The organism is Streptomyces sp. SAT1 (assembly GCF_001654495.1).
GTDB classification, from domain to species: Bacteria; Actinomycetota; Actinomycetes; order Streptomycetales; family Streptomycetaceae; genus Streptomyces; species Streptomyces andamanensis.
Map to the genome: position 1 here is coordinate 3,760,334 of NZ_CP015849.1, position 26,066 is coordinate 3,786,399.

General features: G+C 74.8%; 19 protein-coding genes and 2 pseudogenes. 10 read left to right on the forward strand and 11 right to left on the reverse strand.

Annotation, left to right across the window (positions count from 1 at the left end; all coding sequences use genetic code 11):
* Position 1 precedes the first annotated feature (1 nt).
* The 3 genes and pseudogenes from A8713_RS16310 to A8713_RS16320 form a co-directional block, all read left to right on the forward strand.
* Positions 2 to 1,669 (forward strand): glycoside hydrolase family 13 protein, encoded by a 1,668-nt coding sequence (locus tag A8713_RS16310; protein WP_064534245.1) that lies wholly within the window; start codon positions 2 to 4, stop codon positions 1,667 to 1,669.
* A 167-nt stretch (positions 1,670 to 1,836) separates the two neighbouring features.
* On the forward strand, positions 1,837 to 2,421 hold the full coding sequence (locus A8713_RS16315; RefSeq protein ID WP_064534247.1) for a TlpA disulfide reductase family protein: 585 nt from the start codon (positions 1,837 to 1,839) through the stop codon (positions 2,419 to 2,421).
* Positions 2,422 to 2,485: 64 nt separating this feature from the next.
* A pseudogene (locus tag A8713_RS16320) lies at positions 2,486 to 3,397 on the forward strand (NAD(P)-dependent oxidoreductase); the annotation flags it as partial.
* A gap of 37 nt (positions 3,398 to 3,434) precedes the next feature.
* Here the strand turns inward: A8713_RS16320 and A8713_RS34720 are convergent.
* Positions 3,435 to 4,343 (reverse strand): SCO2400 family protein, encoded by a 909-nt coding sequence (locus A8713_RS34720; RefSeq protein WP_064534249.1) that lies wholly within the window; start codon positions 4,341 to 4,343, stop codon positions 3,435 to 3,437.
* Between the two features lie 189 nt (positions 4,344 to 4,532).
* Here A8713_RS34720 and A8713_RS16330 point away from each other — a divergent pair, with 189 nt between their 5' ends.
* Both A8713_RS16330 and A8713_RS16335 read left to right on the forward strand, forming a co-directional pair.
* A complete protein-coding gene (locus tag A8713_RS16330; protein WP_064534250.1) occupies positions 4,533 to 5,876 on the forward strand; it encodes a serine hydrolase domain-containing protein in 1,344 nt (447 codons plus the stop codon).
* Positions 5,877 to 5,932: 56 nt separating this feature from the next.
* A complete protein-coding gene (locus A8713_RS16335; protein ID WP_064534251.1) occupies positions 5,933 to 7,171 on the forward strand; it encodes a hypothetical protein in 1,239 nt (412 codons plus the stop codon).
* Here A8713_RS16335 and A8713_RS16340 read toward each other — a convergent pair.
* The 10 genes and pseudogenes from A8713_RS16340 to A8713_RS16385 all read right to left on the reverse strand — a co-directional run bounded on the left by A8713_RS16340 (position 7,141) and on the right by A8713_RS16385 (position 20,154).
* Positions 7,141 to 7,506 carry a hypothetical protein gene (locus A8713_RS16340; protein ID WP_018569088.1) on the reverse strand — a complete coding sequence of 122 codons (366 nt, stop codon included), beginning with the start codon at positions 7,504 to 7,506 and terminating at the stop codon, positions 7,141 to 7,143. The genes A8713_RS16335 and A8713_RS16340 overlap by 31 nt on opposite strands.
* On the reverse strand, positions 7,503 to 8,378 hold the full coding sequence (locus A8713_RS16345) for a hypothetical protein (protein ID WP_064534252.1): 876 nt from the start codon (positions 8,376 to 8,378) through the stop codon (positions 7,503 to 7,505). The genes A8713_RS16340 and A8713_RS16345 overlap by 4 nt, the downstream gene beginning before the upstream one ends.
* Positions 8,379 to 8,521: 143 nt before the next feature.
* A pseudogene (narI, locus tag A8713_RS16350) lies at positions 8,522 to 9,270 on the reverse strand (respiratory nitrate reductase subunit gamma).
* Positions 9,270 to 9,875, reverse strand: coding sequence for a nitrate reductase molybdenum cofactor assembly chaperone (gene narJ / locus A8713_RS16355; RefSeq protein ID WP_064534253.1), 606 nt, complete (start codon positions 9,873 to 9,875; stop codon positions 9,270 to 9,272). Before narJ ends, narI begins: the two are co-directional and overlap by 1 nt.
* Complete coding sequence (narH, locus tag A8713_RS16360; protein ID WP_064534254.1) at positions 9,872 to 11,497, reverse strand: nitrate reductase subunit beta; 1,626 nt, start codon at positions 11,495 to 11,497, stop codon at positions 9,872 to 9,874. Before narH ends, narJ begins: the two co-directional genes overlap by 4 nt.
* Before the next feature lies 1 nt (position 11,498).
* The gene (locus A8713_RS16365) at positions 11,499 to 15,188 is read right to left on the reverse strand and encodes a nitrate reductase subunit alpha (RefSeq protein ID WP_064534255.1); all 3,690 of its coding nucleotides are present in this window, start codon (positions 15,186 to 15,188) and stop codon (positions 11,499 to 11,501) included.
* Between the two features lie 270 nt (positions 15,189 to 15,458).
* Entirely contained in the window at positions 15,459 to 17,756 is a 2,298-nt protein-coding gene (gene secD, locus A8713_RS16370; RefSeq protein WP_173860858.1) for a protein translocase subunit SecD, read from the reverse strand.
* Between the two features lie 92 nt (positions 17,757 to 17,848).
* A complete protein-coding gene (locus tag A8713_RS16375; protein ID WP_064534257.1) occupies positions 17,849 to 18,259 on the reverse strand; it encodes a hypothetical protein in 411 nt (136 codons plus the stop codon).
* A gap of 180 nt (positions 18,260 to 18,439) precedes the next feature.
* A complete protein-coding gene (locus A8713_RS16380) occupies positions 18,440 to 19,117 on the reverse strand; it encodes a response regulator (protein WP_064537530.1) in 678 nt (225 codons plus the stop codon).
* A gap of 68 nt (positions 19,118 to 19,185) precedes the next feature.
* Positions 19,186 to 20,154 carry a sensor histidine kinase gene (locus A8713_RS16385; protein ID WP_064534258.1) on the reverse strand — a complete coding sequence of 323 codons (969 nt, stop codon included), beginning with the start codon at positions 20,152 to 20,154 and terminating at the stop codon, positions 19,186 to 19,188.
* Between the two features lie 486 nt (positions 20,155 to 20,640).
* On the opposite strand from A8713_RS16385, the gene A8713_RS16390 reads away from it, so the two are divergent.
* From A8713_RS16390 to A8713_RS16410, 5 genes are all read left to right on the forward strand, one after another.
* On the forward strand, positions 20,641 to 20,973 hold the full coding sequence (locus A8713_RS16390; protein ID WP_064534259.1) for a TraR/DksA C4-type zinc finger protein: 333 nt from the start codon (positions 20,641 to 20,643) through the stop codon (positions 20,971 to 20,973).
* Positions 20,974 to 21,019: 46 nt separating this feature from the next.
* The gene (locus tag A8713_RS16395) at positions 21,020 to 21,424 is read left to right on the forward strand and encodes a TraR/DksA family transcriptional regulator (RefSeq protein ID WP_382848091.1); all 405 of its coding nucleotides are present in this window, start codon (positions 21,020 to 21,022) and stop codon (positions 21,422 to 21,424) included.
* Positions 21,425 to 21,438: 14 nt separating this feature from the next.
* The gene (locus A8713_RS16400) at positions 21,439 to 22,212 is read left to right on the forward strand and encodes a rod shape-determining protein (RefSeq protein WP_064537531.1); all 774 of its coding nucleotides are present in this window, start codon (positions 21,439 to 21,441) and stop codon (positions 22,210 to 22,212) included.
* Between the two features lie 89 nt (positions 22,213 to 22,301).
* Positions 22,302 to 22,937, forward strand: coding sequence for an Rv1733c family protein (locus A8713_RS16405; protein ID WP_064534260.1), 636 nt, complete (start codon positions 22,302 to 22,304; stop codon positions 22,935 to 22,937).
* A gap of 874 nt (positions 22,938 to 23,811) precedes the next feature.
* A complete protein-coding gene (locus A8713_RS16410; protein WP_064534261.1) occupies positions 23,812 to 25,911 on the forward strand; it encodes an SPFH domain-containing protein in 2,100 nt (699 codons plus the stop codon).
* The last annotated feature ends 155 nt before the right edge of the window (positions 25,912 to 26,066 follow it).

Here is a 26,066-nt window from a genome sequence, read left to right on the forward strand (position 1 = left end):
CGTGACTGACCGCACCGACGACGCGCCGCCCGACCTGTCCTCCCGCGACCCCGACTGGTGGCGGCAGGCCGTCGTCTACCAGGTCTACCCCCGCAGCTTCGCCGACGCCGACGGTGACGGACTCGGCGACATCCGGGGCATCACCCGGCGGCTGACGCATCTGGCCGGGCTCGGTGTCGACGCCGTGTGGCTCAGCCCGTTCTACCCCTCCGAACTGGCCGACGGCGGCTACGACGTCGCCGACCACCGGGACGTCGACCCCCGCCTGGGCACCCTCGACGACTTCGACGCGCTGGTCGCCGAGGCGCACCGCCTCGGCCTGAAGGTGATCGCGGACATCGTCCCCAACCACAGCTCGCACCGGCACCCCTGGTTCCAGGAGGCGCTGCGGGCCGGACCCGGCTCCGCCGCCCGCGCCCGGTACGTCTTCCGGGACGGCCGCGGCGACAGCGGCGAACTGCCGCCCACCGACTGGCAGTCCGTGTTCGGCGGCAGCGCCTGGCGGCGGGTGCCGGACGGCCAGTGGTACCTGCATCTGTTCGCCCCCGAGCAGCCGGACTTCGACTGGAGCAACGAGGAGGTGCGCGCCGACTTCCGCACCACCCTGCGGTTCTGGTCCGACCGGGGCGTGGACGGCTTCCGCGTCGACGTGGCGCACGCCCTGGTCAAGGACCTCGACGAGCCGCTGCGCGACGTCGGGGACATCGGCGTCACCGGCGAGGACGCGCTGCCGCGTCTGGAGCCGGGCAGCCACCCGTACTGGGACCGGGACGGCGTGCACGAGATCTACCGGGACTGGCGCAAGATCTTCGACGCCTACTCCCCGCCCCGCACCGCCGTCGCCGAGGCCTGGGTGCCGGACGCGCGGCGCGCGCTGTACGCCCGGCCCGACGAGCTGGGCCAGGCCTTCAACTTCGAGTACCTCCAGACCGGCTGGGACGCGGACGAGCTGCGCGCCGCCATCGCCGCCTCCCTGGCCACCGCGCGGGCCGCCGGTGCCTCCGCCACCTGGGTGCTCTCCAACCACGACGTGGTCCGGCACGCCTCCCGGCTGGTGCTCCCGCCGGGCACGGACGAGAACGCCTGGCTGCTGGCCGGCGGCCGGGCGCCCGCCGTGGACCCGGCGGCCGGACTGCGCCGGGCCCGCGCGGCGACCCTGCTGATGCTGGCCCTGCCCGGCTCGGCCTACCTCTACCAGGGCGAGGAACTGGGCCTGCCCGAGGTGGCCGACCTGCCCACCGAGGTGCTCCAGGACCCCGTCTGGGAGCAGACGGGCCATGTCCGCAAGGGCAGGGACGGTTGCCGGGTGCCGCTGCCGTGGACGACGACCGGGCCCTCGTACGGCTTCGGGCCCGGCGGGTCCTGGCTGCCGCAGCCGCCCGCCTTCGCCGCGTACGCCGTCCAGGCGCAGGACGGGGTGGAGGGCTCGACCCTGGAGCTGTACCGCACGGCGCTGCGGCTGCGCCGCAAGCTGCTCGCGGGCGAGTCGCTGACCTGGACGCAGGACACCCCGGCGGGCGTGCTGGCGTTCGCCCGCTCCGCGGGCTGGCGGTGTGTCACCAATCTGTCGGACGGGCCCGTACCGCTGCCGCCGGGCGAGGTGCTGCTGAGCAGCGGAGCGCCGACGGGCGACCGGCTGGAGCCGGACACCACCGTGTGGCTGGCATAGGCTCCCGGCTCTCGGGCCCCGCCCCCGCCTCCCCCCGCCCCGCCCGCGCGCGGCGGACCCCGGCTCCGGGGCGTCGGCCGCGGCGAGGACAATGATCGTCGACGGACGCAGAGGCGCCGGAGCGGGCGCCGGAGCGGGCGGGAGGGGTGGGCGGGAGGGGTGGGCGGATGCCGGACCGGCGTACGTACGCGGCGGTGATCGCGGCCTGCGCGCTGCTCGCGGGGTGCTCGTCCACCGCCCAGGTCGGCGACACCAGCCCCCAGGACGCGCTGACCCGCACCCTGGAGCCCGGCGAGCGCCCCGCCGTGCCGGACCTCGGCGGGACGTCCCTGGACGGCCGGAAGATCCAGCTGTCCGACTACCGGGGCAAGGTCGTCGTGCTCAACGTCTGGGCGCACTGGTGCGGCCCGTGCCGGCTGGAGGCCCCGGAGCTGGAGAAGATCCAGAAGGAGTGGTCGCCCCGCGGGGTGCAGGTGCTCGGGATCGCCAACGACAGCAGCCGCGCCGAGGCGCTCACCTTCCAGCGGGACCACCATCTGGGCTATCCGTCCCTGCACGATCCGGCGGGCAGGCAGGTGCTGCGCCTGCCCCGCGGACTGGTGAGCACCCAGACGCTTCCCCTCACCGTGGTCATAGACCGGGAGGGCCGGGCCGCGGCCGTCCGGATCGGGATGACGTCGGAGAGCCGGATGGCGAAGGTGCTCGAACCGCTGCTCCCCGCCGCGGCGGCGTCCGGCGGGCCGGGGCGCTGAACCGGGCGTCCGGACGGACAATGGCCGGGCGCAGGGCGCACCGGTCCCGCCCGCAGTCCTCGCCGAAAGGAACGAGATGACCGCCTCCACCCGTACCGTCGCCGTGCTGGGCACCGGCATCATGGGCGCCGCGATGGCCCGCAACCTCCTGCGGGCCGGACACACCGTCCGCGTCTGGAACCGCACCCTCGCCAAGGCCGAGCCGCTGGCCGCCGAGGGCGCCGAGGTCGCGGCCACCGCCGCCGACGCGGTCCGGGACGCCGACGCCGTGCTGACCATGCTCTACGACGGCACCACCGTCCTCGATGTCATGCGCGAGGCCGCTCCCGAGGCCCGCGCGGGCGCCGTCTGGGCGCAGTCGACCACCTCCGGCCTGGAGGCGGTCGGCGAACTGGCGGACCTCGCCCGCGCCCACGGCCTGGTCTTCTACGACGCCCCGGTCCTCGGCACCCGGCAGCCCGCCGAGGCGGGGCAGCTCACCGTGCTGGCCGCCGGGCCCGCGGAGGGCCGCGCGGCGGTGCAGCCGCTGTTCGACGCGGTGGGCGCGCGCACGGTGTGGACCGGCGAGGACGGCGCCGCGGCCACCGCGACCCGGCTGAAGCTGGTCGCCAACAGCTGGGTCATCGCGGCCACCGCCGCCACCGGCGAGACCCTGTCCCTGGCCGAGGGGCTGGGCGTGGACCCGGCGGCCTTCTTCGACCTGATCGCGGGCGGCCCGCTCGACATGGGCTATCTGCGCGCCAAGGCCGGGCTCGTCCTCGACGGCGCTCTGCTGCCGCCGAGCTTCGCGGTGACCACGGCGGAGAAGGACGCCCGGCTGATCGTCGAGGCCGGCGCGCGGCACGGCGTACGCCTGGACGTGGCCGCCGCGAGCGCCGACCGCTTCGCCCGCGCCGCCGCCCAGGGGCACGGCGGCGAGGACATGGCCGCGGCCTACTTCGCCAGCTTCGACGAGCCTCCGGCGCCGGGAGCCTGACCGACCGGCGCCCGGCCGCCCGGCGCCCGACGGCCGGTCAGCCCAGGCAGAGGACCAGCAGGCAGAGCCGCGGGGACGACGGATCCGCGGCGGGCGGCGAGGACGGGTCCGTGCTGCCGTGTCCGGGCGGGGTGCCCTGGGGAGCGGTGGGCCCGGTCGACGGGGGCTGCGCCAGTGTGTCCGGGGAATCGTGCGCGGCCGGGGCGCCGCCGGTCCCGGAGGTACCGCCCGCGGCCGAGGTCCCGGACGTGTCCGCCGGACGCGCCGCCGGAGCCGGATGCGTGGCGGGCGCGGAGGGCGCCACCGGCGCGGGCGGGGCGGCGGCGTCGGGGCGTACGCCCTGTCCGGCCAGGGTGGAGGGGTGGTGCGCGGGCGCGGCCGGAGGCGAGGAGTGCCGCACACCGGAGGAGCCGGTCCCGGGAGTCTTCCCGGGGGCGGATCCGGTCCCGGCCGCCGGTGCGGAGCCGTGGCCCGCGGGCCGCCTGCCGACGCTGTCCGGGTGCGGGCCGTCCTGCGCCGGGACCGCCGCCTGGGCGCGGTCACCGCCGCCGCGTTCCATCGAGGCGACCGTCAGACCGCCGCCGACCAGGGCCACCGCCGTGGCGACCAGGGCCCGGCGCTGGGTCTTCTTCCAGCGGGCCAGCTGCCGCCGCCGCGCCGCCCGCCCCGGCCGCTGCCGGACCTGCGGCAGATCCGGCAGATCCGGCAGATCCGCTAGGCCCGACAGGTCCGTCCCGTCCGGCGCCTGCGGCACCTCTGCGGTGTCCGGGGCGTCCGGGGCGTCCGGTACGGCGGTCTCCCGGGCACCGGCCGCCGCCGGGCCGGGAGCGTAGGAGTGCGCGGAGTCCGTGGTGGCGTTCGGTGCTATGTCCGGCGCGTACGCACCGCAACCGGGGCACACCAGGGCACCGTTGAGGTGCCGTCGGCACGTGGAGCAGTAGTCCATCCGGATCTTCCTGGGTCGGCTGCCGGGCGGCCAGCCACGCTAACAACCGGGCCGCCGCGCTGTGTGGAGCCTGTGTGACGCTCTCGCACGGATTCGGCACCGGACCTCGTCCGCCGGAAGGATGCGGCGGCCCCTCAAGATCGCCGAGGATGGCGGGGACATGCACGGACCCGAGGGAAGGGAAGTCCCTTGCGCATCCGCAGGATCGCCGCAGCCACCGTCGTCGCCACCGCCTTGTCACTGACCACCGCCGCCGCCCCCGCGGCCTTCGCCGGCCCCGGACCGGCCTCCGCCCCGGCCTCCGCCCCGGCCACCGTCCCGGCCACCGCCCGGCCGGGCACCGCCTTGGACCCGGCCGCCCTCGGCGGCGCGCTGCGCGCCGTGCACGAGGCGGGCATGTACGGCCTGTACTCCTCGGTCCGCGACGGCGACCGCGCCTGGAGCGGCGCGTCCGGCGTCGCGGACGTGGCCACCGGCCGCCCGGTCCGGCCGGACATGCGCCACCGGGTGGGCAGCATCAGCAAGTCCTTCGCCGCCGTCGCCGTGCTCCAGCAGGTGGAGGCGGGCCGGATCCGCCTGGACGCCCCCATCGCCACGTATCTGCCCGGCCTGGTCCCGGGCGAGCGCGGGGACCGGATCACCGTCCGCATGCTGCTCGACCACACCAGCGGCATCGGCGACTACGTGGTGCCCGCCTTCCCGTCCCTGGCCGAGGGCTCGACGGCCAGCCTCGACGAGGAGCGGTTCCGCTCGATCCGCCCGGCGGAACTGGTCCGCCTCGGCCTGGCCGCCCCCGCCACCGGCGCACCCGGCGCGCTGCCCGGCCACTACTCCAACACCAACTACGTCATCGCCGGACTCCTGCTGGCCAAGGTCACCGGCCAGGACCCGGAGGCGTACATCACCCGCCATGTCATCGGCCGGGCCGGGCTGCGCCACACCTCCTACCCGCGCACCGCCGCCCTCCAGGGCCCGCACGCGCGGATGTACGAGAGCTTCTACGGGCTGATCGACCCGCCCCGCGACTACAGCGTCTACGACATGTCCTGGGCGTACACGGCGGGCGCGGTGGTCTCCACCACCGACGACCTGAACCGCTTCTACCGGGCGCTGCTGACGGGCCGGCTGATCGGCCCGGCCGCGCTGAAGGAGATGCAGCGGACCGTCCCCGTGGACGGCCTGAACTACGGACTGGGCCTGTACGCCGTCGACATACCCGGCTGCGGCCGCTTCTGGGGCCACGACGGCGCCGTGTTCGGCGCCGGGACGATCGCGCTGTCCAGCCCGGACGGGAAGCGCCAGGTCGCCGTCGGCTGGAACCTGATGAAGTACGAGCGCCTGAAGGAGGACGGCACCGGTTTCGAGCCGAGCCCGATCGACGACGCCCTCAACGCCTACGTGGTCACCGCGCTCTGCCCGGCCACCGCGTCGGCCGCCGCCACCCCCGCGCCGTCCGTGTCCGCACCCCGCACCGCTACCGTGCTCCGGGGCGCCGATCTCTCCCCGGACGTCTGGGCCGGGATCCTGCGCTGAACCGTTCCCGGCCGATCCCCGTCTGAGGGGGCGGACCTGTGACGGAAGGACGGAACGTGCGCAACGGCGAGAAGGCGGCGGCCGGTGCCGGGGACGGCACGCGGCTCGGCCGTATCGGCCGGTCGCCCGTGCGGTGGCACACCGCCCTGCTGACCGGGTGGACGGTCCTGTGGTTCCTGGTGGCCGAACGGCACGGGGCCGTGTCCTGGCACTATCTGCGCAGCGGTGAGGAACTGCTGTTCAGCCAGGTGCCGGGCGGCGGCCTCGCGCTGTACGCCAACCACCCGGAACTCCAGATCGGCCCGGTCTCCTTCGTCGTCGCCGCGCTGTTCGGGCCCTTCCCGGCCGCCCTGGGCGAGAATCTGGCCGAGGCGTTCATGTCCGGCCTGGGCCTGTACATGCTGGTCCTGATCGGCCGGACCGCCGCCGAGTGGGGGCGCGGCACCGGGATGAACCACAAGCGCCTCCAGCAGCGCGTCCTGGTCGCCGGTGCCGCGTTCATCCCCATGTGGGTGGAGGTCTCGGTGCGGTTCGCGCACCTGGACGACGTACTGGCGCTGTTCTTCACCACGCTGGCGGTGCGCGCCCTGGTGCGCGGCAACGCCACCGCCGTCGGGGTCTTCCTCGCGCTGGCGGTGGACTCCAAGCCGTGGGCGGTGGGCTTCCTGCCGCTGCTGCTGGCGCTGCCCAGGGCCGACCGGCTGCGCGCGGCGGCCTGGACGGTCGGCCTGGTGGCGGCGGCCTGGCTGCCGTTCTACCTGACCCATCTGGAGACGTTCGCCGCCGCCCGGTTCACCATCCCCAATCAGCCCGCCTCCTCGCTGCGCTGGTTCGGGGTGACCGACCCGGCGACCCCCTGGTGGGACCGGCCCGCGCAGATGGGCCTCGGGATCGCGCTCGGCGCGCTCGCGGTGCGCCGGGGCCGCTGGGCGGCCGTGGTGGTGCTGGCCGCCGACGCGCGGATCGTGCTGGACCCGAGCGTGTACACGTACTACAACGCGTCGGTGCTGCTCGGCACGCTCATCTGGGACTCGGTGGGGCAGCGGCGGCTGGTGCCCTGGGTGAGCTGGATAGCGCTGATCTCCCTGTACGGCAGCGCGCTGCTGGTGCCCTCGGACTCGGCGCAGGGCCTGATCCGGCTGGCGTTCGCCGTCGGTTCGGCGCTGTACGTGCTGTTCTGGCCGCAGCGGCCGCCGCGCGGCTCACGGGAGGCCACCGCGCCCGCGGTGCGGCTGCCGGGGCAGCGGCGCGCGCCGGACGGCTCTCAGGCCCGGTCGGTCAGTTCCTCCGCGTAGACCTGGGACAGCGGCTGCGGGCCCACATAGCGCTGGCAGTTGCACCGGCCCGGCTCGTAGCGCAGCGGCTTCTTGTTCTCGTCCCAGGCGACGGGCACCTCGACGCGTTCGTGGCAGCGGCCGTCGCGGTCGTGCTTGGCGAGGTGGTGCGTGCAGCCGCAGACGGGCTCGGGCGGCTGGTGGGCGGCCTCCAGAGCGAGCCGCTCCGCCTTCTGCGCCTCCAAAAGCTCCAGTCGGCGCTGGTGCCGGTTGCGCAGCGCGGTGCGCGCGGTGTCCGCGAGCCATGCGAAGCCACCGGTCCAGAACAGGATGAGCACCCACCAGATCCAGTTCATCTCTCCCCCGTCCCGCTCCCCGCGCAGCCGCCCGGCACGCGCTCGCGCCGCAGTGCGGGCTCGGGCTCCGCGCGCCGCGGCACGGGTTCAGGATAGACAACGGCGGGCCGTACGGGAGGGGGCGCGGCGGGCCGGGCGGCGCGGGCGCGGCGCGGCAGGCGCAGCCGCCGCCAGGGCCGCTCGTGGAGGACGGCCAGGACGAGGGCGGCGGCCACCGCGATCAGGTGCTCGCGGCCGGCCAGGTTGGGTTTCACCACCGACTCGGCGACCATCGAGCCGCCGGTGAGGAAGAAGACGACCGGGGCGCGGCGCACCACGGAGAGATAGGTGAACAGGCCGACCACGGCCGCGGACGGGCCGGTGTCCAGGACGTGGCCGATCTCCGGCGGCAGGCCGATCCCGCCGTGGCCGGGGCCGATGGCGAGCATCCCCCGCACGGTGAGGGTGCCGGCCAGCGTGGTGACGTAGGAGATGTAGAGGGTGCGGGCGCGGCCCAGGGTGAGTTCGGCGAGGGCGAAGGCCAGGAAGAGCTGGGTGATGCCCGCCCACACCGGCAGGTCAAGGGCGGGGACGTAGAGCGAGACGGGGGTGCGGGCCAGGGCCAGCCACAGCGGCAGGTCGGCCTGGACGCCGCCGACCAGGCGCACCGCCGTCTCGCCCCGGGGGTGCTGGGCGACCGCGTGGAAGAAGATCACGCCGAAGGCGGCCACGAAGGCGAGCAGCAGCCCGGACAGGCCCCGGCGCAGCAGCAGGCGCACCGGGTCGACGACCATGGCGTGCCATTCACCGCGCAGGGTGCGGACGGCGAACAGCGCGAGCCGGGTCAGCAGGTCCCGCCCGCGCTGCCGGACCCGCGGTCCGCCGGGTCTCACTCCCTCGTCCTGTCCGGCTTCACCGGTCCTCTGTTCCGTCGCACCGCCGCTCGGCTCCTCGAAGCAGTTCCCGCCCAAACATACGCACAACCGTATGGACCGGAAACCGGCCCGGCACGTTGCTCCGCGCCGGGCGATGTGCCTCAGCGCACGGACGCCCTGCGGGGTGTGCGCCCGGACAGTCTGCCCCGGGCGGCGCCGCCGCGGGAGCGGTAGACGACGTAGGGACGGGCCAGATAGCCGACCGGGGCGGTGAAGGCGTGCACCAGGCGGCCGAAGGGCCACAGGGCGAACAGGGCCATGGCCAGCAGAGCATGGCACTGGTAGACGAGCGGGGCGTGGGCCATGGCGGAGACGTCGGGGTCGAGGGTGAACAGGCTGCGGAACCAGACGGCGACGCCGAGCCGGTAGTCGTAGGGGTTGGTGACGGAGGTGGCGGTGGCGGTCAGCCCGGCCAGCAGGACCAGGGCGAGCAGCGGGTAGGTCAGCCTGTCGCTGCGGCTGGTGGCCCGGCGCACGGCGGGCACGCGCAGCCGCCGGTACAGCAGCAGGCCGAGCCCGGCGGCCGCGGCGAGTCCGGCGGTGCCGCCCATGGCCAGGGCGACCGCGTGGTACTGCTCCTCGCTGACGCGCAGCCACCGGGTCAGGGCCTCCGGGACCAGCAGGCCCATGACGTGGCCGCCGATGACCAGGAACAGGGCGTAGTGGAAGAGCGGCCCGCCGATGCCGAGCAGCCGGGACTCGTGGAGCTGGCTGGAGCGGGTGGTGAAGCCGAACCGGTCGTAGCGGTAGCGCCAGGCGGTGCCGGCGACGAGCACGGCCAGCGCGAGGTAGGGCAGGACCCCCACAGGGCGATGTCCAGGTGCGCGGCGCGCAGGTGCGGCGGGGTCATCAGCGGCGGACTCCTTCGTCGTCCGGCGCGTGCCGGAGGGGGAACGGCAGGGGGAGGGGCCGTGGCTCCGGTACGGCCGCGGGCCGCGGATTCGGGGGCGGGGTGTCGGGCACGGTGGTCAGGACCGCGCGCACCACGTCGGCGTAGGGGCTGTGGTGGGTCTCCAGGCCGTGGGCGAGCAGGGCGAGCGCCGGGCGGTGCTCGTGCAGCAGGTCGGTGCCGGGCCCGGGGCAGCGGGCGGCGAACTCCAGCAGGCAGGGCAGGTGGTCGGGGAGTTCGCCGGGCGGCGGTGCCCAGCCGTGCTCGCGGTAGCGGGCCTTCAGCGCGGCCAGGGTGGCGCCGCGGCGGCGGGTGTCGCCGTCGGTGTAGTGGGTCAGGTGCAGGGTGCGGCGGCGGCTGCGGTCGAAGGTGGTGACGTAGCCGGTGGCGAGGTCGAGCGGGCTGGTGCCCTGCGCCCACCGGCAGAAGCGCAGCAGCAGTCCGGGGGCCTCGCCGGGCAGCGGGGCGAGTGCCTCGGCCACGGTCCGGAGCCGGTCGGGCCAGTCGGGGCCCGGGTGGTCCAGGAGCAGGGCGGCGGCCTGGTGGAGTGCCCGGTGCAGGTTCACGCGTCGGCGCTCCCCGCCTCGGACCGGTCGGGGAACAGGCCGCCGGGCCGGCCGCGGCCGTTCCAGTTGAGCAGGTTGATCCGGCCGCGCAGCGCGGAGCGGCCGGCTCCGGCGGGGGCCGGGACCGGGGGCGTGTGGAAGGCGCCCGCGGCGTCGGTGCCGTACATGCCGGGGCCGCCGTCGCCCTCCAGGCTGCATCCGGCGCCGTCCGGGCCGCTGCCGCCGCCCGCGACGTACGTGGTGGGGATGACGTAGCGCTCCTCGTACTTGGCGAGGGCGAGCAGCCGGTACATGGCCTCCAGGCCGGTCTCGTCCATGCCGACACCGCGGGCGATGGCCGGGTCGCGGTCCTCGCCGAGGTTGACGCGGCGCATGTGGGCGCGCATCGCGGCCAGCCGGCACAGCGCGGCCTCCACGGGCGCGGGGTCCCCGGCGGTGAACAGACCGGCCAGGTACGCGACCGGGATGCGCAGCGAGTCGATGGCGCCGAACAGGGGCGCCGGGTGCTCGCCGTCGTGGCCGCCGCGGGTGAGCGCGTCGACCACCGGGGACAGCGGCGGGACGTACCAGACCATGGGCAGGGTGCGGTACTCCGGGTGCAGGGGCAGGGCGACGCGGTAGGTGCTGATGAGGTCGCGCACGGGGGAGCGGCGGGCCGCGGTGATCCAGTCGTGCGGGACGCCGGACGCCTCGGCGGCGCGCACCACCTCGGGGTCGTGCGGGTCGAGGAAGCAGCCGAGCTGGGCCTCGTAGAGGTCCTTCTCGTCGGGGACGGCGGCGGCCTCGCCCACCTTGTCGGCGTCGTAGAGCAGCACGCCGAGGTAGCGCAGCCGGCCCACGCAGGTCTCCGAGCAGACGGTCGGCTCGCCCGCCTCGATGCGCGGGTAGCAGAAGGTGCACTTCTCGGCCTTGCCGGTGGAGTGGTTGAAGTAGACCTTCTTGTACGGGCAGCCGGAGACGCACATCCGCCAGCCGCGGCAGCGGTCCTGGTCGACGAGGACGATGCCGTCCTCGATGCGCTTGTAGAGCGCCCCGGAGGGGCAGACCGCCACGCAGCTCGGGTTGAGGCAGTGCTCGCAGATGCGCGGCAGATGGAACATGAACGCCTGCTCGTACTCCAGCCTGACCTGCTCGTTCATCGCCTTGAGCACGGGGTCGCCGGCCAGGTGTCCGGGGCCGCCGCCGAGGTCGTCGTCCCAGTTGGGCCCGGAGGTGACGGAGACGGGGCGGCCGTCGATCAGGGAGCGGGGGCGGGCGGTGGGCAGGTCGTCGCCGAGCGGGGCGGCGATCAGGGTGTCGTAGTCGTAGGTCCAGGGTTCGTAGTAGTCGGCCAGGGCGGGCAGGTCGGGGTTGGCGAAGAGGCGGGCGAGGCGGCGGGCGCGGCCGCCGGAGCGCGGCACCAGCCGGCCGCGCGCGTCCAGCCGCCAGCCGCCCTTCCACTTCGCCTGGTCCTCGTGGCCGCGCGGATAGCCCAGGCCGGGGCGGGTCTCGACGTTGTTGAACCAGGCGTACTCGGTGCCGGTGCGGTTGGTCCAGGTCTGCTTGCAGGTGACCGAGCAGGTGTGGCAGCCGATGCACTTGTCGAGGTTCATGACCATGGCGACCTGACTCAAGACGCGCATGTCAGTACTGCACCTCCTGGGCGCGGCGCCGCACGACGGTGCGGGCGTCACGCTGGTTGCCGGTGGGGCCGTAGTAGTTGGGGGCGAAGGAGAGCTGGGCGTAGCCGCCGATGAGGTGGGTGGGTTTGAGGAGGATGCGGGTGAGGGCGTTGTGCACACCGCCGCGCCGTCCGGTGGCCTCCGAGCGCGGCACGTTCACCAGGCGTTCCTGCACGTGGTACATGAACACCGTGCCGGGCGGCATGCGGTGCGAGACGATCGCGCGGGCGACGACGACACCGTTGGGGTTGACCGCCTCCACCCAGTCGTTGTCGGCGACGCCGATGGCCTCGGCGTCGGGGACGCTCATCCAGATGACCGGGCCGCCGCGGGCCAGGGTCTGCATGAGCAGGTTCTCCTGGTACTCGGAGTGGATGGACCACTTGGAGTGCGGGGTGAGGTAGCGCACGGAGACCTCGCGCTCGCCGGGCACGCTGTCGGCGGTGAGGTCCAGCGGCGGCCGGTAGACGGGCAGTTGCTCGCCGAGCTCGGCCATCCAGTCGTGGTCCAGGTAGAAGTGCTGGCGGCCGGTGAGGGTGTGCCAGGGCTTGTTGTGCTCGGTGTTGACGGTGAAGGGCGAGTAGCGCCGGTCGGGGGCCTCCTTGCCGGACCACTCGTAGCTGGTGCCGACCTGGACGGGCCGCTGCTGGGTGTCGGAGAAGACGATCCGGCGTTCGCGCACGGACTCGGCGAGGGTGTCGAACCCGGCGCCGGGGCCGCAGCGTTCGCCGAGCCGCTCGAAGCCCTCGGCGGCCAGCCGCCCGTTGGTGGTGCCGGACAGGGCGAGGATCGCCTCGCACAGCTTGACGTCGGTGTCGAGCAGCGGACGGCCGCGGACGGGCCCGGACCCGCCGGCGGTGCCGCAGCGGGCGGCCAGACGGCGCACCTCGGGGCCCGGCCGGACGGTGACGCCCTTGACGGTCATGCCCTGCTGCTCGCACAGCGGGCCGAGCGCGGCCAGCCGGTCGGCGACGGCGGTGTAGTCGCGTTCGACGAGGGTGAACTGCGGCAGGTCGCGGCCGGGCACGGGGGTGCGGCCCTCCGCGCGCCAGTCCCGGACGGTGCCGCCGGGCTGCGCCGTCTCGCCCGGGGTGTCGTGCTGGAGCGGGGTGGCCACCAGGTCGTGGGCCACGCCGAGCCGTCCGGCGGCCAGTTCGCCGAAGCGGCGGGCCAGCGCGTGGAAGATCTCGAAGTCGGTGCGGGCCTGCCAGGGCGGGCTGATCGCGGGCGAGAAGGCGTGCACATAGGGGTGCATGTCGGTGCTGGACAGGTCGTGCTTCTCGTACCAGGTGGCGGCGGGCAGCACGAGGTCGGCCATCAGCGTGGTCGAGGTCATCCGGAAGTCCAGGGCGAGCAGCAGGTCGAGCTTGCCGCGCGGGGCCTCCTCGCGCCAGGTGACGTCCCGGGGGCGGGCCTCGGGCGGGGCCTCGGCGGCGTGCGCGTTGTCGCTCGCGCCCAGCAGATGGCGCAGGAAGAACTCGTTGCCCTTGGCGGAGGAGCCGATCAGATTGGCCCGCCACACGGTGAGCACCCGCGGCCAGTTCTCCGGTGCGTCCGGGTCCTCGCAGGCGAACGACAGCTTCCCTTCGGCCAGTCGGGAGGCGACCCACTCGCCGGGCTCGCGTCCGCTCTCGCGCACCGCGCGGCCCAGGTCGAGCGGGTTGGCGGAGAAGGCGGGCGCGGACGGCATCCAGCCCAGGCGCACCGACTGGGCGACCAGGTCGGCGGTGTGCCGTCCGCGGAACAGACCGGGACCGGTGGGCGCGGCGAGCGCGTCCGCGCCGTGGCCGTCGTAGCGCCACTGGCCGGTGTGCAGGTACCAGTACGGGGTGCCGGCGACCTGCCGGGAGGGCCGCACCCAGTCGGCGGCCGACTGGAGCTGCTGCCAGCCCGCGTAGGGCCGCACCTTCTCCTGGCCGACGTAGTGCGCCCAGCCGCCGCCGTTGACGCCCTGGCAGCCGGTGAGCAGCAGCAGGGTGAGGAAGGAGCGGTAGATGGTGTCGGAGTGGAACCAGTGGTTGGTGCCCGCGCCCATGACGATGGTGCACCGGCCCCGGGACTGCTCGGCGGTGCGCGCGAACTCCCGCGCCACCCGCACCACGGCGGCGGCCGGCACCGAGGTGATCGCCTCCTGCCAGGCGGGGGTGTGCGGCTGGGCGGCGTCCTCGTAGCCGTCCGGCCACTCGCCCTCCAGTCCGTCGCGGGCCACCCCGTACTGGGCGAGCAGCAGGTCGAAGACGGTCGTCACGCGGCGTCCGCCCACCTCGCGCACCGGCACGCCGCGGGTGACGCAGCCGCTCGCCGCCTCCCCGGTGCCGGAACCGTCGAAGCGGGGCAGCCGGACGGGGACGCTGCCGCCGGGCCCGCCGTCCGCCCGGTGGAAGGTCAGCTGGGGCTCCACGTCCCCGAGGTCCAGGTTCCAGCGGCCCTCGCCGCGCTTGGACCAGCGGTCGCCGAGGGTGCCGTTGGGGACGACCGGGCGCCCGGAGACCGCGTCGAGCAGCACCGGCTTCCAGTGGGCGTCCTCGCCCGCCTCCTCGTCCAGGCCGAGCGCCGCCGCCGTGACGAACTTGCCGGGCACGAACGCGCCCGCATGGCGCGGGTGTTCGGTCAGTTCCACGAGGAAGGGCAGGTCGGTGAAGCGCCGGACGTAGTCGGTGAAGTACGGCACCTGGCGGCGCACGAAGAACTCGGTGAGGATCACGTGCCCCATGGCCATCGCCAGCGCCCCGTCGGTGCCGGGGTGCGGGTGCAGCCACTCGTCGGCGAACTTGGTGGCGTCCGCGTAGTCCGGGGAGACCACCACGACCTTCTGGCCGCGGTAGCGGGCCTCGGTCATCCAGTGCGCGTCCGGGGTGCGGGTCACCGGCACGTTGGAGCCCCACAGCATCAGATACGCCGCGTCCCACCAGTCCCCGGACTCCGGTACGTCCGTCTGGTCGCCGAAGACCTGCGGGGAGGCGATCGGCAGATCGGCGTACCAGTCGTAGAACGACACCATCGGCGCGCCGATCAGTGACATGAAGCGGGCGCCCACCGCGTGCGAGGCCATGGACATCGCCGGGATCGGGGAGAACCCGGCGACCCGGTCGGGGCCGTGCTCGGCGATGGTGTGCACATGGGCGGCGGCGGCGATCTCCAGCGCCTCGTCCCAGCCGATCCGCACCAGGCCGCCCTTGCCGCGCGCCGCCTGGTAGCGGCGCCGCCGGTCCGGGTCGGAGACGATCTCCGCCCAGGCGGCGACCGGGTCGCCGAGCCGGGCGCGGGCCTCGCGGTACATCTCCACGAGGACCCCGCGGGCGTGCGGGTAGCGCACCCGGGTCGGCGAGTACGTGTACCAGGAGAACGAGGCGCCGCGCGGGCAGCCGCGCGGCTCGTACTCGGGCCGGTCGGGGCCGGTCGTGGGGTAGTCGGTCTCCTGGGTCTCCCAGGTGATCAGCCCGTCCTTGACGTACACCTTCCACGAGCAGGAACCGGTGCAGTTGACGCCGTGCGTGGAGCGCACCACCTTGTCGTGCGCCCAACGCTCCCGGTACGGGCTGTCGTTGACGTCCTGGTCGGTGCGGAAGACCGCCCGCAGGTCCGGAGTGGTCACGGAGCGTCGCAGCGTGCCCCCCGCCCGCAGCAACCGGTCGGCGGCCAGGGCCGCCATCCGCTCTGCTTCCTTTCGTGCCGCTCGCCGTCCCACTCGCAGCTCACATCCCCTATGAAGTCGGCGGACACCGGCCGGGGGGTGCGGGTGGTCGGTCCGCCCCTGCCCGGCCGGCGTGGGCGTGGCCAGCGTGGCGCATCGGAACGGTCGGTTCCCATGGGACTACGCAGAGTTGAGCAGAGTTATACGGGGGCTTTCTTTGCCCTTTGCAATAGTTGCACCGAGCAAGGGAATGGAAAGCTATGTTTGGGCACGGGTCGTGACGGGTAGTCAGTCTTTTCTGTTGCTTCTACGCCTCCGTGGTTTCGGCAGGGTCCGGAGTTCGAGCGCGACCGGGACCGCGGTGAACACCGACGAGTACGTGCCGACCACGATGCCGATGAGCAGCGCCAGCGCGAAGTCGGTCAGCGAGTCCCCGCCGAGCACGGCCAGCGAGGCCAGGATCAGCACCGCGCCCATACCGGTGTTCACGGTCCGCGGCAGCGTCTGCACGATCGCCCGGTCGGCGATGTGGGCCGCCCGCGCCCCGCGTTCGCGCCGCGTCAGCTCCCGGATCCGGTCGAAGACGACGACCGAGTCGTTGACCGAGTACCCGATCACGGTCAGCAGCGCGGCCAGGAACACCCCGTCCAGCGGCTTGCCCAGCCAGGCGAAGACCCCGACCAGGATCACCACGTCGTGCGCGAGTGCGGCCACCGCCGCCGTCCCCAGCAGCCAGCGGAAACGGGCCGCGAGATAGAGCAACTGGGCGCCCAGGGCCACCGCGAGCGCGATCAGCGCGCCCCGGCGCAGCTCCGCGCCCATGCTCGGACCGATCAGCTCGTCGCGGACCTTGTCCGCCCCGCCGCCCAGCGCGCCCACCGTCCGTGTCACGCGCTCCGCCTGCGCGTCCGTCAGCTCCCCGGTGCGCACGGTCAGGCCCTTGTCCCCGGAGGACTGCACGACCGCGCGCGGGAACCCCGCGTCGGCGAGCGCGGTGCGCGCCCGGTCGGGATCGACCACCCGCGCGGTGCCGTACTCGATCAGCCGGCCGCCGGTGAACTCCACACCCAGGTCCGCGCCGCGCACCAGCAGCCCCGACCCGGCGAGCACCAGCGCCACGGCCGACACCGCGAGCCAGCGGCGCGGCCTGCGCATCAGCCGCGGCCCGCGCCGCTCCAGCGCGTCCCGCACCCGGCCGGTGGTGGCGAGTCCGGTGACGCGCGGCCGGCGGTGCACCCACCGGCGCGTGACGGCGAAGTCGGCGAGCACCCGCGTCACCACCAGCGCGCTGACCATGGACGCCAGGACGCCGATGCCCAGCGTGACACCGAAGCCGCGCACCGGCCCCGAGGCCAGGAAGAACAGCAGCCCGGCCGCGATCAGCGTGGTCACGTTGGAGTCGGCGATGGCGCTGAAGGCGTTGCGGAACCCGGCGGTCAGCGCCGAGCGGGCGGTGGGCCGGTGCCGGGCGGCGTACTCCTCGCGGGCCCGTTCGAAGACGAGCACGTTGGCGTCCACCGCCATGCCGATCGCCAGCACGAAACCGGCCAGGCCCGGCAGGGTGAGCGTGGCGCCCAGCGCGGCCAGGGCGGCGTAGGAGATCAGACCGTAGGAGAGCAGCGCCACGGCGGCGAGCACGCCCATCAGCCGGTACATCACGACGATGAACAGCGCGGTCAGCGCGGTGCCCACGGCCGCGGCCCAGGCGCTCGCCGCGATGGCCCGCGCGCCCAGCGTCGGGCCCACGGTGTGCTGCTCGACCGTCTCGACCGGCACGGGCAGCGCCCCGCCGCTGATCAGCAGGGCCAGCTCGCGGGCCTCGCGGTCGTCGAAGGAGCCGGTGATCTGGGTGGAGCCGCCCGTGATGCCGCTGCCGCAGCCCACCGCGGGGTCGACCTGCGGCGCGGAGATGATCCGGCCGTCCAGCACGATGGCGATCCGGCGCGCGGGATCGCCCGCCGGGCTGCACGCGGCCTGCCCGGTCAGCTTCGCCCACCGGTCGCGGCCCGCGCGGTCGAAGTCCACGGTGACGTGCCAGCCGGCGCCGGACTGCGCGTCGAACCGGGCGTCGGCGCCCTTGACGTCCTTGCCGGTCAGCGCGGACGCGGCCAGCCGCAGCCGCTGCCCGGACTCGTCGGCCAGCACCTGCTCGCCGTTCCCGGCCGGTGCTTCCTTCCCGTCCGGTGCGCCGTCCCCGTCCGGTGTGCCGTCCCCGCCCGGTGCTCCGTTCCCGGCCGGGCCGAGCACCGGGTGCACGGTGAGCTGGGCGGTGCGGCCCAGCACACCGGCCGCCTCCTTCGGGTCCTGGACGCCGGGCAGTTCGACGACGATGCGGTGCGCGCCCGAGCGGACGAGGGTCGGTTCGGCGACGCCGAGCGCGTCGACCCGGCCGCGCAGCACCTCCAGGGTGCGGTCGGTGGCGGCGCGGTCGGCCCGCGCGGTCGGGGTGGACCGGGTCTCCAGCACGATCTGGGTGCCGCCGCGCAGATCGAGGCCCAGACGGACGGGCACGGTCACGGCGATGTACAGGGACAGGGCGAGGACGGTGAGGGCGAACAGCGCCCTCACCCGGGCGGAACGGATCAACGGATGCCTCCGGCGGCTCCGGCGGCACACCTGTGGGCGCAGGCGTGCGGGAGGGGTGCGCCGTCACGGGGATGACCGGGATGACGGCGAGGTCAGGGGTGTCGGGTGCCGGAGGGTGCGGGCGGGGCCCGGTCCCGGTCGGGGACCGGGCGGGCGGACGCGGCGGGAGCGGTGCCGCCGGGCGGCGGGGCGCGTCCGGGCCCGGGGGCGGGGACGGCGGCGGCCGGCACGGTGGCGGCGGCGGGGTGGCCGGGTGCGGCCGGGCGGTCGCGGTGCGGCTCGGAGCGGGGGCCCGCCTGGAGGACGCAGGCGGCGGGGGAGACGTGGTCGCGGTGGTCGGCGGCTCGGGGCGCGGTCCGCCCGGCCCTCTCGGTCTCTTGATGGAGGGCGGTGACGGGCAGGTGCGCGGGGGCGGCGCCGGCCGCGAGAACACCGAGGACGGGCGACAGGAGCAGCAGCAGGACCGCCGTCAGCAGGGCGGCGGTGCACGGTGCGCGGCGCATGCGCCGTCCCCCTTTCTGGCTTCCTGGCTTCCTGGCTACCTGGCTTTCCGGCTTCCTGGCGGCTCTCGTACGTGGTGGCTCTCGGGCGTTCGTACCCGGGGCCCCGGCCGGGGAGTTGGCGGCCGGGGCCCCGGGTGGTCGGGGGTGCGCGCGGGCGCGCACGTCAGAGGTGCCGGGGCGTCAGGGTTCGACGAGGCCGGCGCGGATGGCGTACCGGGTGAGTTCCAGGCGGTCGCGCAGGCCGAGCTTGTGCAGCAGGTTGGCGCGGTGCCGCTGGACCGTCTTGACGCTGATGAAGAGGATCTCGCCGATCTCCTTGGAGGAGTGCCCCTCGGCGACCAGCTTCAGGACCTCCTCCTCGCGGGGCGTCAGCACCTGGTCGGGCGTCTCCTCGCCGTGCCGGACCCGGTCCAGGTAGTTGCGGATCAGCGCGGTCACCGCGCCCGGGTACAGGAACGGCTCGTCCCGCATCGCGGCCCGGCAGGCGGCGACCAGATCGCGGTCGGCGACCGACTTCAGCACGTAACCGCAGGCGCCGGCCTTCAGCGCCTGGAAGAAGTACTGCTCGTTGTCGTGCATCGTGAGCATGAGGATCCGCAGGTCCGGCTTGAGCGAGACCAGTTCGCGGGTGGCCTGGAGCCCGGTCAGCCGGGGCATGGCGATGTCCAGCACCGCGAGATCCACGTCATGGACGCGGGCCATCTCGATGGCTTCCGCCCCGTCACCGGCCTCGGCGACCACCTCCAGGTCGGGTTCCTGGTCGAGGATGAGCCGTACGCCCCGCCGGACCAGCGCGTGGTCGTCGGCGAGGAGGATGCGGATCGGGCGGGCCGCGGCGGGCGCGGGGGCGTCGGGCATGGGGCGGCCGTTCGGGACGGGGGCGTGCACGGGCTGGGACTCGGACGGGGGCGGGCCGGGCGGCGCGGTCACGGCCGCCTCCCGGGGACGGGCGCGGTGAGCCGTACGCGGGTGCCGGGCGCGTCGCCCGGACCGGCCGCGTCGGTGATGTCCAGGGCGGCCCCGATGAGCAGGGCCCGCTCGCGCATCCCGCGGATCCCGGCCCCCTCGCAGGCGGCGCCCCGGATGCCGAGGCCGTCGTCGGTGATGGCGAGCACCACCGCGCCCTCGGTGCGGGCGAGGCTCACCTCGATCCGCTCGGCCTCCGCGTGGCGGGCCGCGTTGGTCAGGCTCTCCTGGGCGACCCGGTACAGGACCAGCTCGGTCTCCGGTTCCAGGGCGGGCAGATCGGGGGCGAAGCGGCGGACCACCTTCAGGCCGGTGTGGGTGGCGAAGTCCGAGGTGAGCGAGGTCAGCGCGCTGACCAGGCCGAGGTCGTCGAGGACGCCGGGGCGCAGCCGGCGCACCAGCCGGCGCACCTCGTCCAGGCTGCCCCGGGTGATCTCCTGCGCCTGGTGCAGCTCGTCGCGCAGCGGCGGCCCGGCCTCGTCCGCGGCCCGCTTGAGGGCCAGCAGGGTCGCGGTCATGCTCTGTCCCACCTCGTCGTGGAGTTCCTGCGCGATCCGGCGCCGCTCGGCCTCCTGGGCGAGCAGCACCCGGGCGCTGCTGGTGGCGCGCTCCTGCTCCAGCCGGTCGAGCATGGCGTTGAAGGTGCGGATCAGCTCGGCGACCTCGCCGCCGCCCGCGGCCGGCAGCCGCTGGCCGGGCCGCAGCAGGTCCACCGTGGTCATCAGCCTCGTCAGCCGGTCCAGCGGGGCCAGGCCCCAGCGCAGCAGCGCCGCGTTGGCGACGAGCATGACGACCAGGCCGCCGACGAGGATGACCGCCTCGGTCAGCACCACCGGCACGGAGACGGTCACCGGCGCCCACAGCAGCAGCGCGGTGGCCGAACCCAGCACCACGGCGTTGAGCCCGAAGATCCGCCAGAACAGGGACACCGGGTCGTTCCTCCTCACCTGACGCGGCCGCCCGCGCGAGTCTGCGCACGCCTGCGCAAGGCCGTGCATGGCTGTGCAGGTCTGCGTACGTCTGTGTTCCTCTACGTGTCCACTGTCGGCCATCGCGCGGGGCGGACGGGCGGCGGGCCCGGTTCCCGGTGCTCCGCCGTCGAGCCTGCCCGCCCGGGGCGGGCGCGTCGATGGGTCCCGGCCCCCATTTCGCGGGGCACGGCCCACCCATGTCCGCTCGGTGTGCATCCCGCTACCCCCGGCAAATGGGTGCTGGGACCGATGGGCCGCGGGCCGTGCCGCGGGCCACTCTGGAGGAGCGATCACCCCCGTCCCCACGGCAGCCGAGCGCACCGCCGTACAGATCCGCCGCAGACCCGCTGTACCGGCTCCGCAGAAGAGCCGCGGACCCGCTGTACCGGCTCCGCAGAAGAGCCGCAGACCCGCTGTACCGCTCCGCCGAAGAAAGGATCCGCCGTGTCCCGCGACGCAGCCGCCCGGACCGCTCCCCGCCTCGAACGCCAGGCCGCCGAGGAGGCCCGCGGGCGGCTCGAACACGCCCGGGGCACGCGGCTGGTCCAGCCGCGGGCCCTCACCGAGACCGGGCAGAGCGCGGACGACCACCTGATGTCCGCCCAGCGGGACGCCATCGAGCGGGTGCTCAAGGAGATCGACGACGCCTTCGCCCGGATCGAGGCCGGCACCTACGGCCTCTGCCTGGCCTGCGCCAAGCCGGTCCCGGCCGAGCGCCTGGAGATCCTGCCCTACACCCGCCACTGCGTCGCCTGCCGCGGCGGCCAGGCCGGCTGACCGGCCGTCCGCCGCTCCACGTCCGCCCTGCCCGAGGGGTGAACCGGTGCACCACCAGACCATCGCCGACCACGGCGCCCGCCGTCCGGCGCCCGAGCCCGTGTCCTCGGGCCCGCTGACCGCCGAGGACCTCGCAGCGCTGCGCGCGAACCTGACCGAGCAGCGGCTGTTCCGCCAGGAGCAGGTGGCCCAGCTCGCGGCCGCCGCCACCTCCCGCGAGGACGCCCTGCTCCGCCACCGGACCCCCGGCCAGCTGGAGGTCAGCGTGCAGCTCGCCGCCTCCGCGCGGATGGTGCTCGCCGATGTCGAGGCGGCCCTCGCGCGCATGGACGAGGGCCGGTACGGGGCCTGCCACCTGTGCCGCGGGCCCATCGCGCGGGAACGGCTGGAGATAGTGCCGCAGGCCCGCTACTGCGCCCGCTGCCAGCAGGTCAGGGAGGCCGGCCGGTGAGCGCGGCCCGCCGGATGTGGCCGCTGCGCCGGTCCTGTCCGGGCATCGCCCTCGATCTGGGCAGCGCCCGCACCCGCGCGTGGGTGGCCGGGCGGGGCCTGGTCCTCGACGTGCCGACGGTGACCTTCCCGGGCACCGGAGCGGCGTACCCGATCCAGCGCGGAACCATCGTCGACACCCCGGGCACCGCCCGTATGCTGGCCCGCCTGCTCGTGCACCGGCTGCCCCGGCTCACCCGCCCGCTGGTCGTGGTCACCGCGCCCGTGCTGGACGGCGTCGCCTTCCGCGCCGAGGCCCGCACCGCCGTCCAGGTGCTGCGCCCGCGCGGGGTGCTGACCGTCCCCGGGGCGCGCGCGGTCGCCCTGGGCGCGGGCGCCGACCTGTCCCGGCCGCTGCTCGTCATCGACATCGGCGCCCAGCTCACCGAGGTGGTGCTGCTGGTCGACGGCGCGGTCGTCGACGCGCGCCGCACCGCGCTCGGCACCGGCGACCTCGACACCGCCGCCCCGGCGGACCTCGCCGAGGCGGTGGCCGCCATGGTGACCGCGATGCTGCGCCAGGACCGTACGACGCTCACCCTCGACGCCCTGCACCGGGGCGCGCTGCTGGCCGGCGGCGGCGCGCTGCGCCCGGACGTCGTCTTCCAGCTCACCGGCCGGCTGCACACGCCCCTCAGGCCGGTGGCGGCGCCGCACACCGCCGCCGTGCGCGGCGCCGCCACCCTGCTGCGCTCGGCCCGCGCCCACCCGTCGGCCGGCGGCCCGCCCGCCCTGCGCGGCGCCCGCTGACCGCCCGCCCCGATCCGCCGGAGCCGATCCGCCGGAGCCGATCCGCCCGAGCCGAGACGACGAGACGAGACGAGAGGAGACCAGGGCTCATGCCCGGCGGCATCCCGCACGCCCAGCCACCGCCCGCGCCCGTCCCCGCGGACCTGCCGCGCGTCCGGTTCTGGCGGCTGCGCCGCAACCCGCTGCGGCGCCGCACCGACCTGCTCCAGGTGTGGATCGGCCTCGGCCTGCTGCTGACGGCCCTGGCCGCCTCGCCCGCCGCGATGTTCCTGGCCGGGGACGCCGCCCACCGCCACTACGCGGACACCGCCGCACGCCAGGAGCGGACCCGCAGCCGCACCACCGCCGTCCTCGTCCACGACGCCCCGCGCCACCCGGAGCCCGGCTCCCCCGAGGCGAGGCGGACCCGCTACCGCGTCGAGGTCCGCTTCACCGACCCCGCGGGCCGCTCCCGCCTCGGCCACACCCACGTACCGCCCGGCCTGCGCGCCGGCAGCGCCGTGCCGATCTGGACGGACCACCACGGCCGCGTCACCGCCGAGCCCCTGACCACCGCCCAGATCCGCAGCAAGTGCATGGGCTGGGCCCTCCTCGCCTCCCTGACCGTCACCGCCCTGACCGCCGCCGCCCACACCACCACCACCCGCCTCCTCCTGCGCCGCAACCTGACCGCCTGGGACGAGGCCTGGGCGGGAACGGGACCGCGGTGGACGGCGTCCAGGTGAGCGAAGGGGTCCAGGAGGGCCGGGAGGAAGCCGTCGGCCGCGGAAGGGGGCCCTTTCCATGACACCGTCACCGCGTCAAGGGTCCCTGCGCAATCTTGACGGCCCTTTGACGGCCCCCAAGGTCGCACACCGGCATCGAAGCACCCCCGAACATTGCCGGGAACCGGCAATGCGCCAGGCGGGGATGAGCGGGCATCATGTCGGCGGGGAGCACTACGGACGATTTCCGGTGCCGGACCCCGGCAGGGGCCGGGCCGGTCCGGGGGCCGTACGGAGGCTGCCCGGGGGACGGGGGACGTCCGGGGGCCGTACGGGGGACGTACGGGGCACGGGGGAGACGGGGGTACGGGGGATGCACGGAACGAGGGGGACGGGATCGATGGCCGGGGGGCGCAGGGCCGGCGGGCGGTGCCCGCGGGGGGACGGGGGCGGCGGACGGTTCCGTCCGTTACCCGGAGCCGCCCGGCCGCGTCCGCACGGGGCCCGGCAGCCACATCGGTTCCGATGGCCCGACGGTCCGGATGACCGGCTCATGAACGGGACCGACCCGCGCATGAGCTGACGGACGGCCGGCCGATCCGGCCGGCGCCCGACACCTGACGCTCGGCGCGCGACGTCCCGGAACGGGGCGCCGCAGCGCCGGGCGGCGGCTGCCAGGCGCCGGGCACTCGCCGGGAACGGCCCGCCGCGCACGGCGCGGGGGCCGGAGACCGGCAGCGGAGGCGGACCGCGGGAAACCGGCCGCGGGAACCGCGGGCGGACCCGGAACCGGAGATCGGCCGGACGGCGTCAGAACCGACACCGAGACACCGGATCCGACGACCGGCGGGGCCGCCCGCACGCCACAACTTCTTTGATTCAGGGGACGTTTGCCATGGTTGTCATCGGCTCGCTCGTCGCGGCCTGCCTGATTCTGGTCCTGCTCCTGCTGTTCGTCTTCTCCCAGCTCTTCCGCAAGGTCGAGCAGGGCAAGGCGCTGATCGTCTCCAAGACGCGGAAGGTCGACGTCACCTTCACCGGGCAGGTCGTGCTGCCGGTCCTGCACAAGGCCGAGGTGATGGACATCTCGGTGAAGGCCATCGAGATCACCCGCTCCGGGCGGGACGGCCTGATCTGCCGGGACAACATCCGCGCGGACATCCGGATCTCGTTCTTCGTGAAGGTCAACAAGACCGCCCAGGACGTCATCAAGGTCGCGCAGGCCGTCGGCACCGCCCGCGCCAGCGACCAGAACACGCTCCAGGAGCTGTTCCACGCGAAGTTCTCCGAGGCGCTGAAGACCGTCGGCAAGCAGATGGACTTCACCGACCTCTACACCAAGCGCGAGGAACTGCGGTACCAGATCATCGAGTTGATCGGCGTCGACCTCAACGGGTACCACCTGGAGGACGCGGCGATCGACTACCTGGAGCAGACGCCGCTGTCCCAGCTCGACCCGGCGAACGTGCTGGACGCGCAGGGCATCCGGAAGATCACCGAGCTGACCGCGGTGGAGCACGTGCGCACCAACGAGGCGCAGCGCACCGAGGAGAAGGAGATCACCCGGCAGAACGTCGACGCGCGCGAGGCCATCCTGGAGCTGGAGCGCCGCCAGGCGGACGCCGAGATCAAGCAGAAGCGCGAGATAGAGACCTCCCGCGCCCGCGAGGAGGCCGAGACCGCCCGGGTCATGGAGGAGGAGCGGCTGCGCGCGCAGAGCGCCTTCCTGCGCACCGAGGAGCAGCTCGGCGTGCAGCGCGAGAACCAGGCCCGCGAGGTCGCCGTCGCCGCGAAGAACCGCGAGCGGGTCATCGCCGTGGAGAACGAGCGCATCGAGAAGGACCGGATGCTGGAGGTCATCGCCCGCGAGCGGGAGACCCAGCTGACGAAGATCTCCGCCGACAAGGAGGTCGAGTCGGAGAAGCGGGAGATCGCCGAGGTCGTGCGCGAGCGGGTCGCCGTGGACCGCACGGTCGCCGAGCAGGAGGAGTCCATCAAGAAGCTGCGCGCCGTGGAGGAGGCGGAGCGCGAGCGGCAGGCCGTCATCATCGCCGCCGAGGCGGAGGCGCAGGAGAAGCTGGTCAAGGACATCAAGGCGGCGGAGGCCGCCGAGCAGGCCGCCACGCACCGCGCCGCCGAGTCGCTGACCCTGGCCGAGGCCAGGCTGAAGTCCGCCGACCTGGAGGCCCGCGCCAAGCTGCGGATGGCCGAGGGCATCCAGGCGGAGGCCGCCGCCGAGGGCCTGGCCGCGGTGCAGGTCCGCGACAAGGAGGCCGAGGTCATCGAGAAGGCCGGCCGCGCCGAGGCCGAGGCCACCCAGGCCCGGATGCTCGCCGAGGCCGAGGGCACCCAGGCCCGGATGCGGGCGGAGGCCCAGGGCACCGAGGCGCGGCTGCGGGCCGAGGCCGAGGGCGCCCAGGCCAAGGCGGTCGCCGAGGCGACGGCGATCGGCGAGAAGCTGAAGGCGGAGGCCGCGGGCCTGACCGAGAAGGCCGCCGCGATGGCCGCCCTGGACGACGCCTCGCGCGGGCACGAGGAGTACCGGCTGCGCCTCCAGGCGGAGAAGGAGATCCGGCTGGCCGGGCTCGACGTGCAGCGCCAGGTCGCCGAGGCGCAGGCCACGGTGCTGGCGACCGGCCTGGAGAACGCCGACATCGACATCGTCGGCGGCGAGTCGGTCTTCTTCGACCGGCTGGTCAACGCGGTCTCGCTGGGCAAGGGCATCGACGGCTTCGTCGAGCACTCCGGTACGGCGCAGGCGCTGGCCAAGCCCTACCTGGACGGTTCGGCGAGCATCGCCGACGACCTGGGCCGGATCCTCGGCTCGGTCTCCACGGCCGATGTGCAGAACCTGACCGTCTCGGCGCTGCTGATGAAGCTGATGAACTCCGGCGGCACGCACGCCGGCCAGTTCCAGCAGCTGCTGGACCGCGCGGGTGAACTGGGCCTGGCCGACGCCCCGGTCACCGCCCTCAACGGCGCCGTCAGGGTCTGACGCGCCGGGGCCGCAGCGCCGCCGTACGGGGGTCGGCAGCGCGGCGGCCCCCGAACCCCGGTGACGCGGCGGCCCCTGAACCGCGGTGACGTGGCGGCCCCTGAACCGCGGTGACGTGGCGGCCCCTGCACCTCGGTGACACGGTGGCCTCTGTA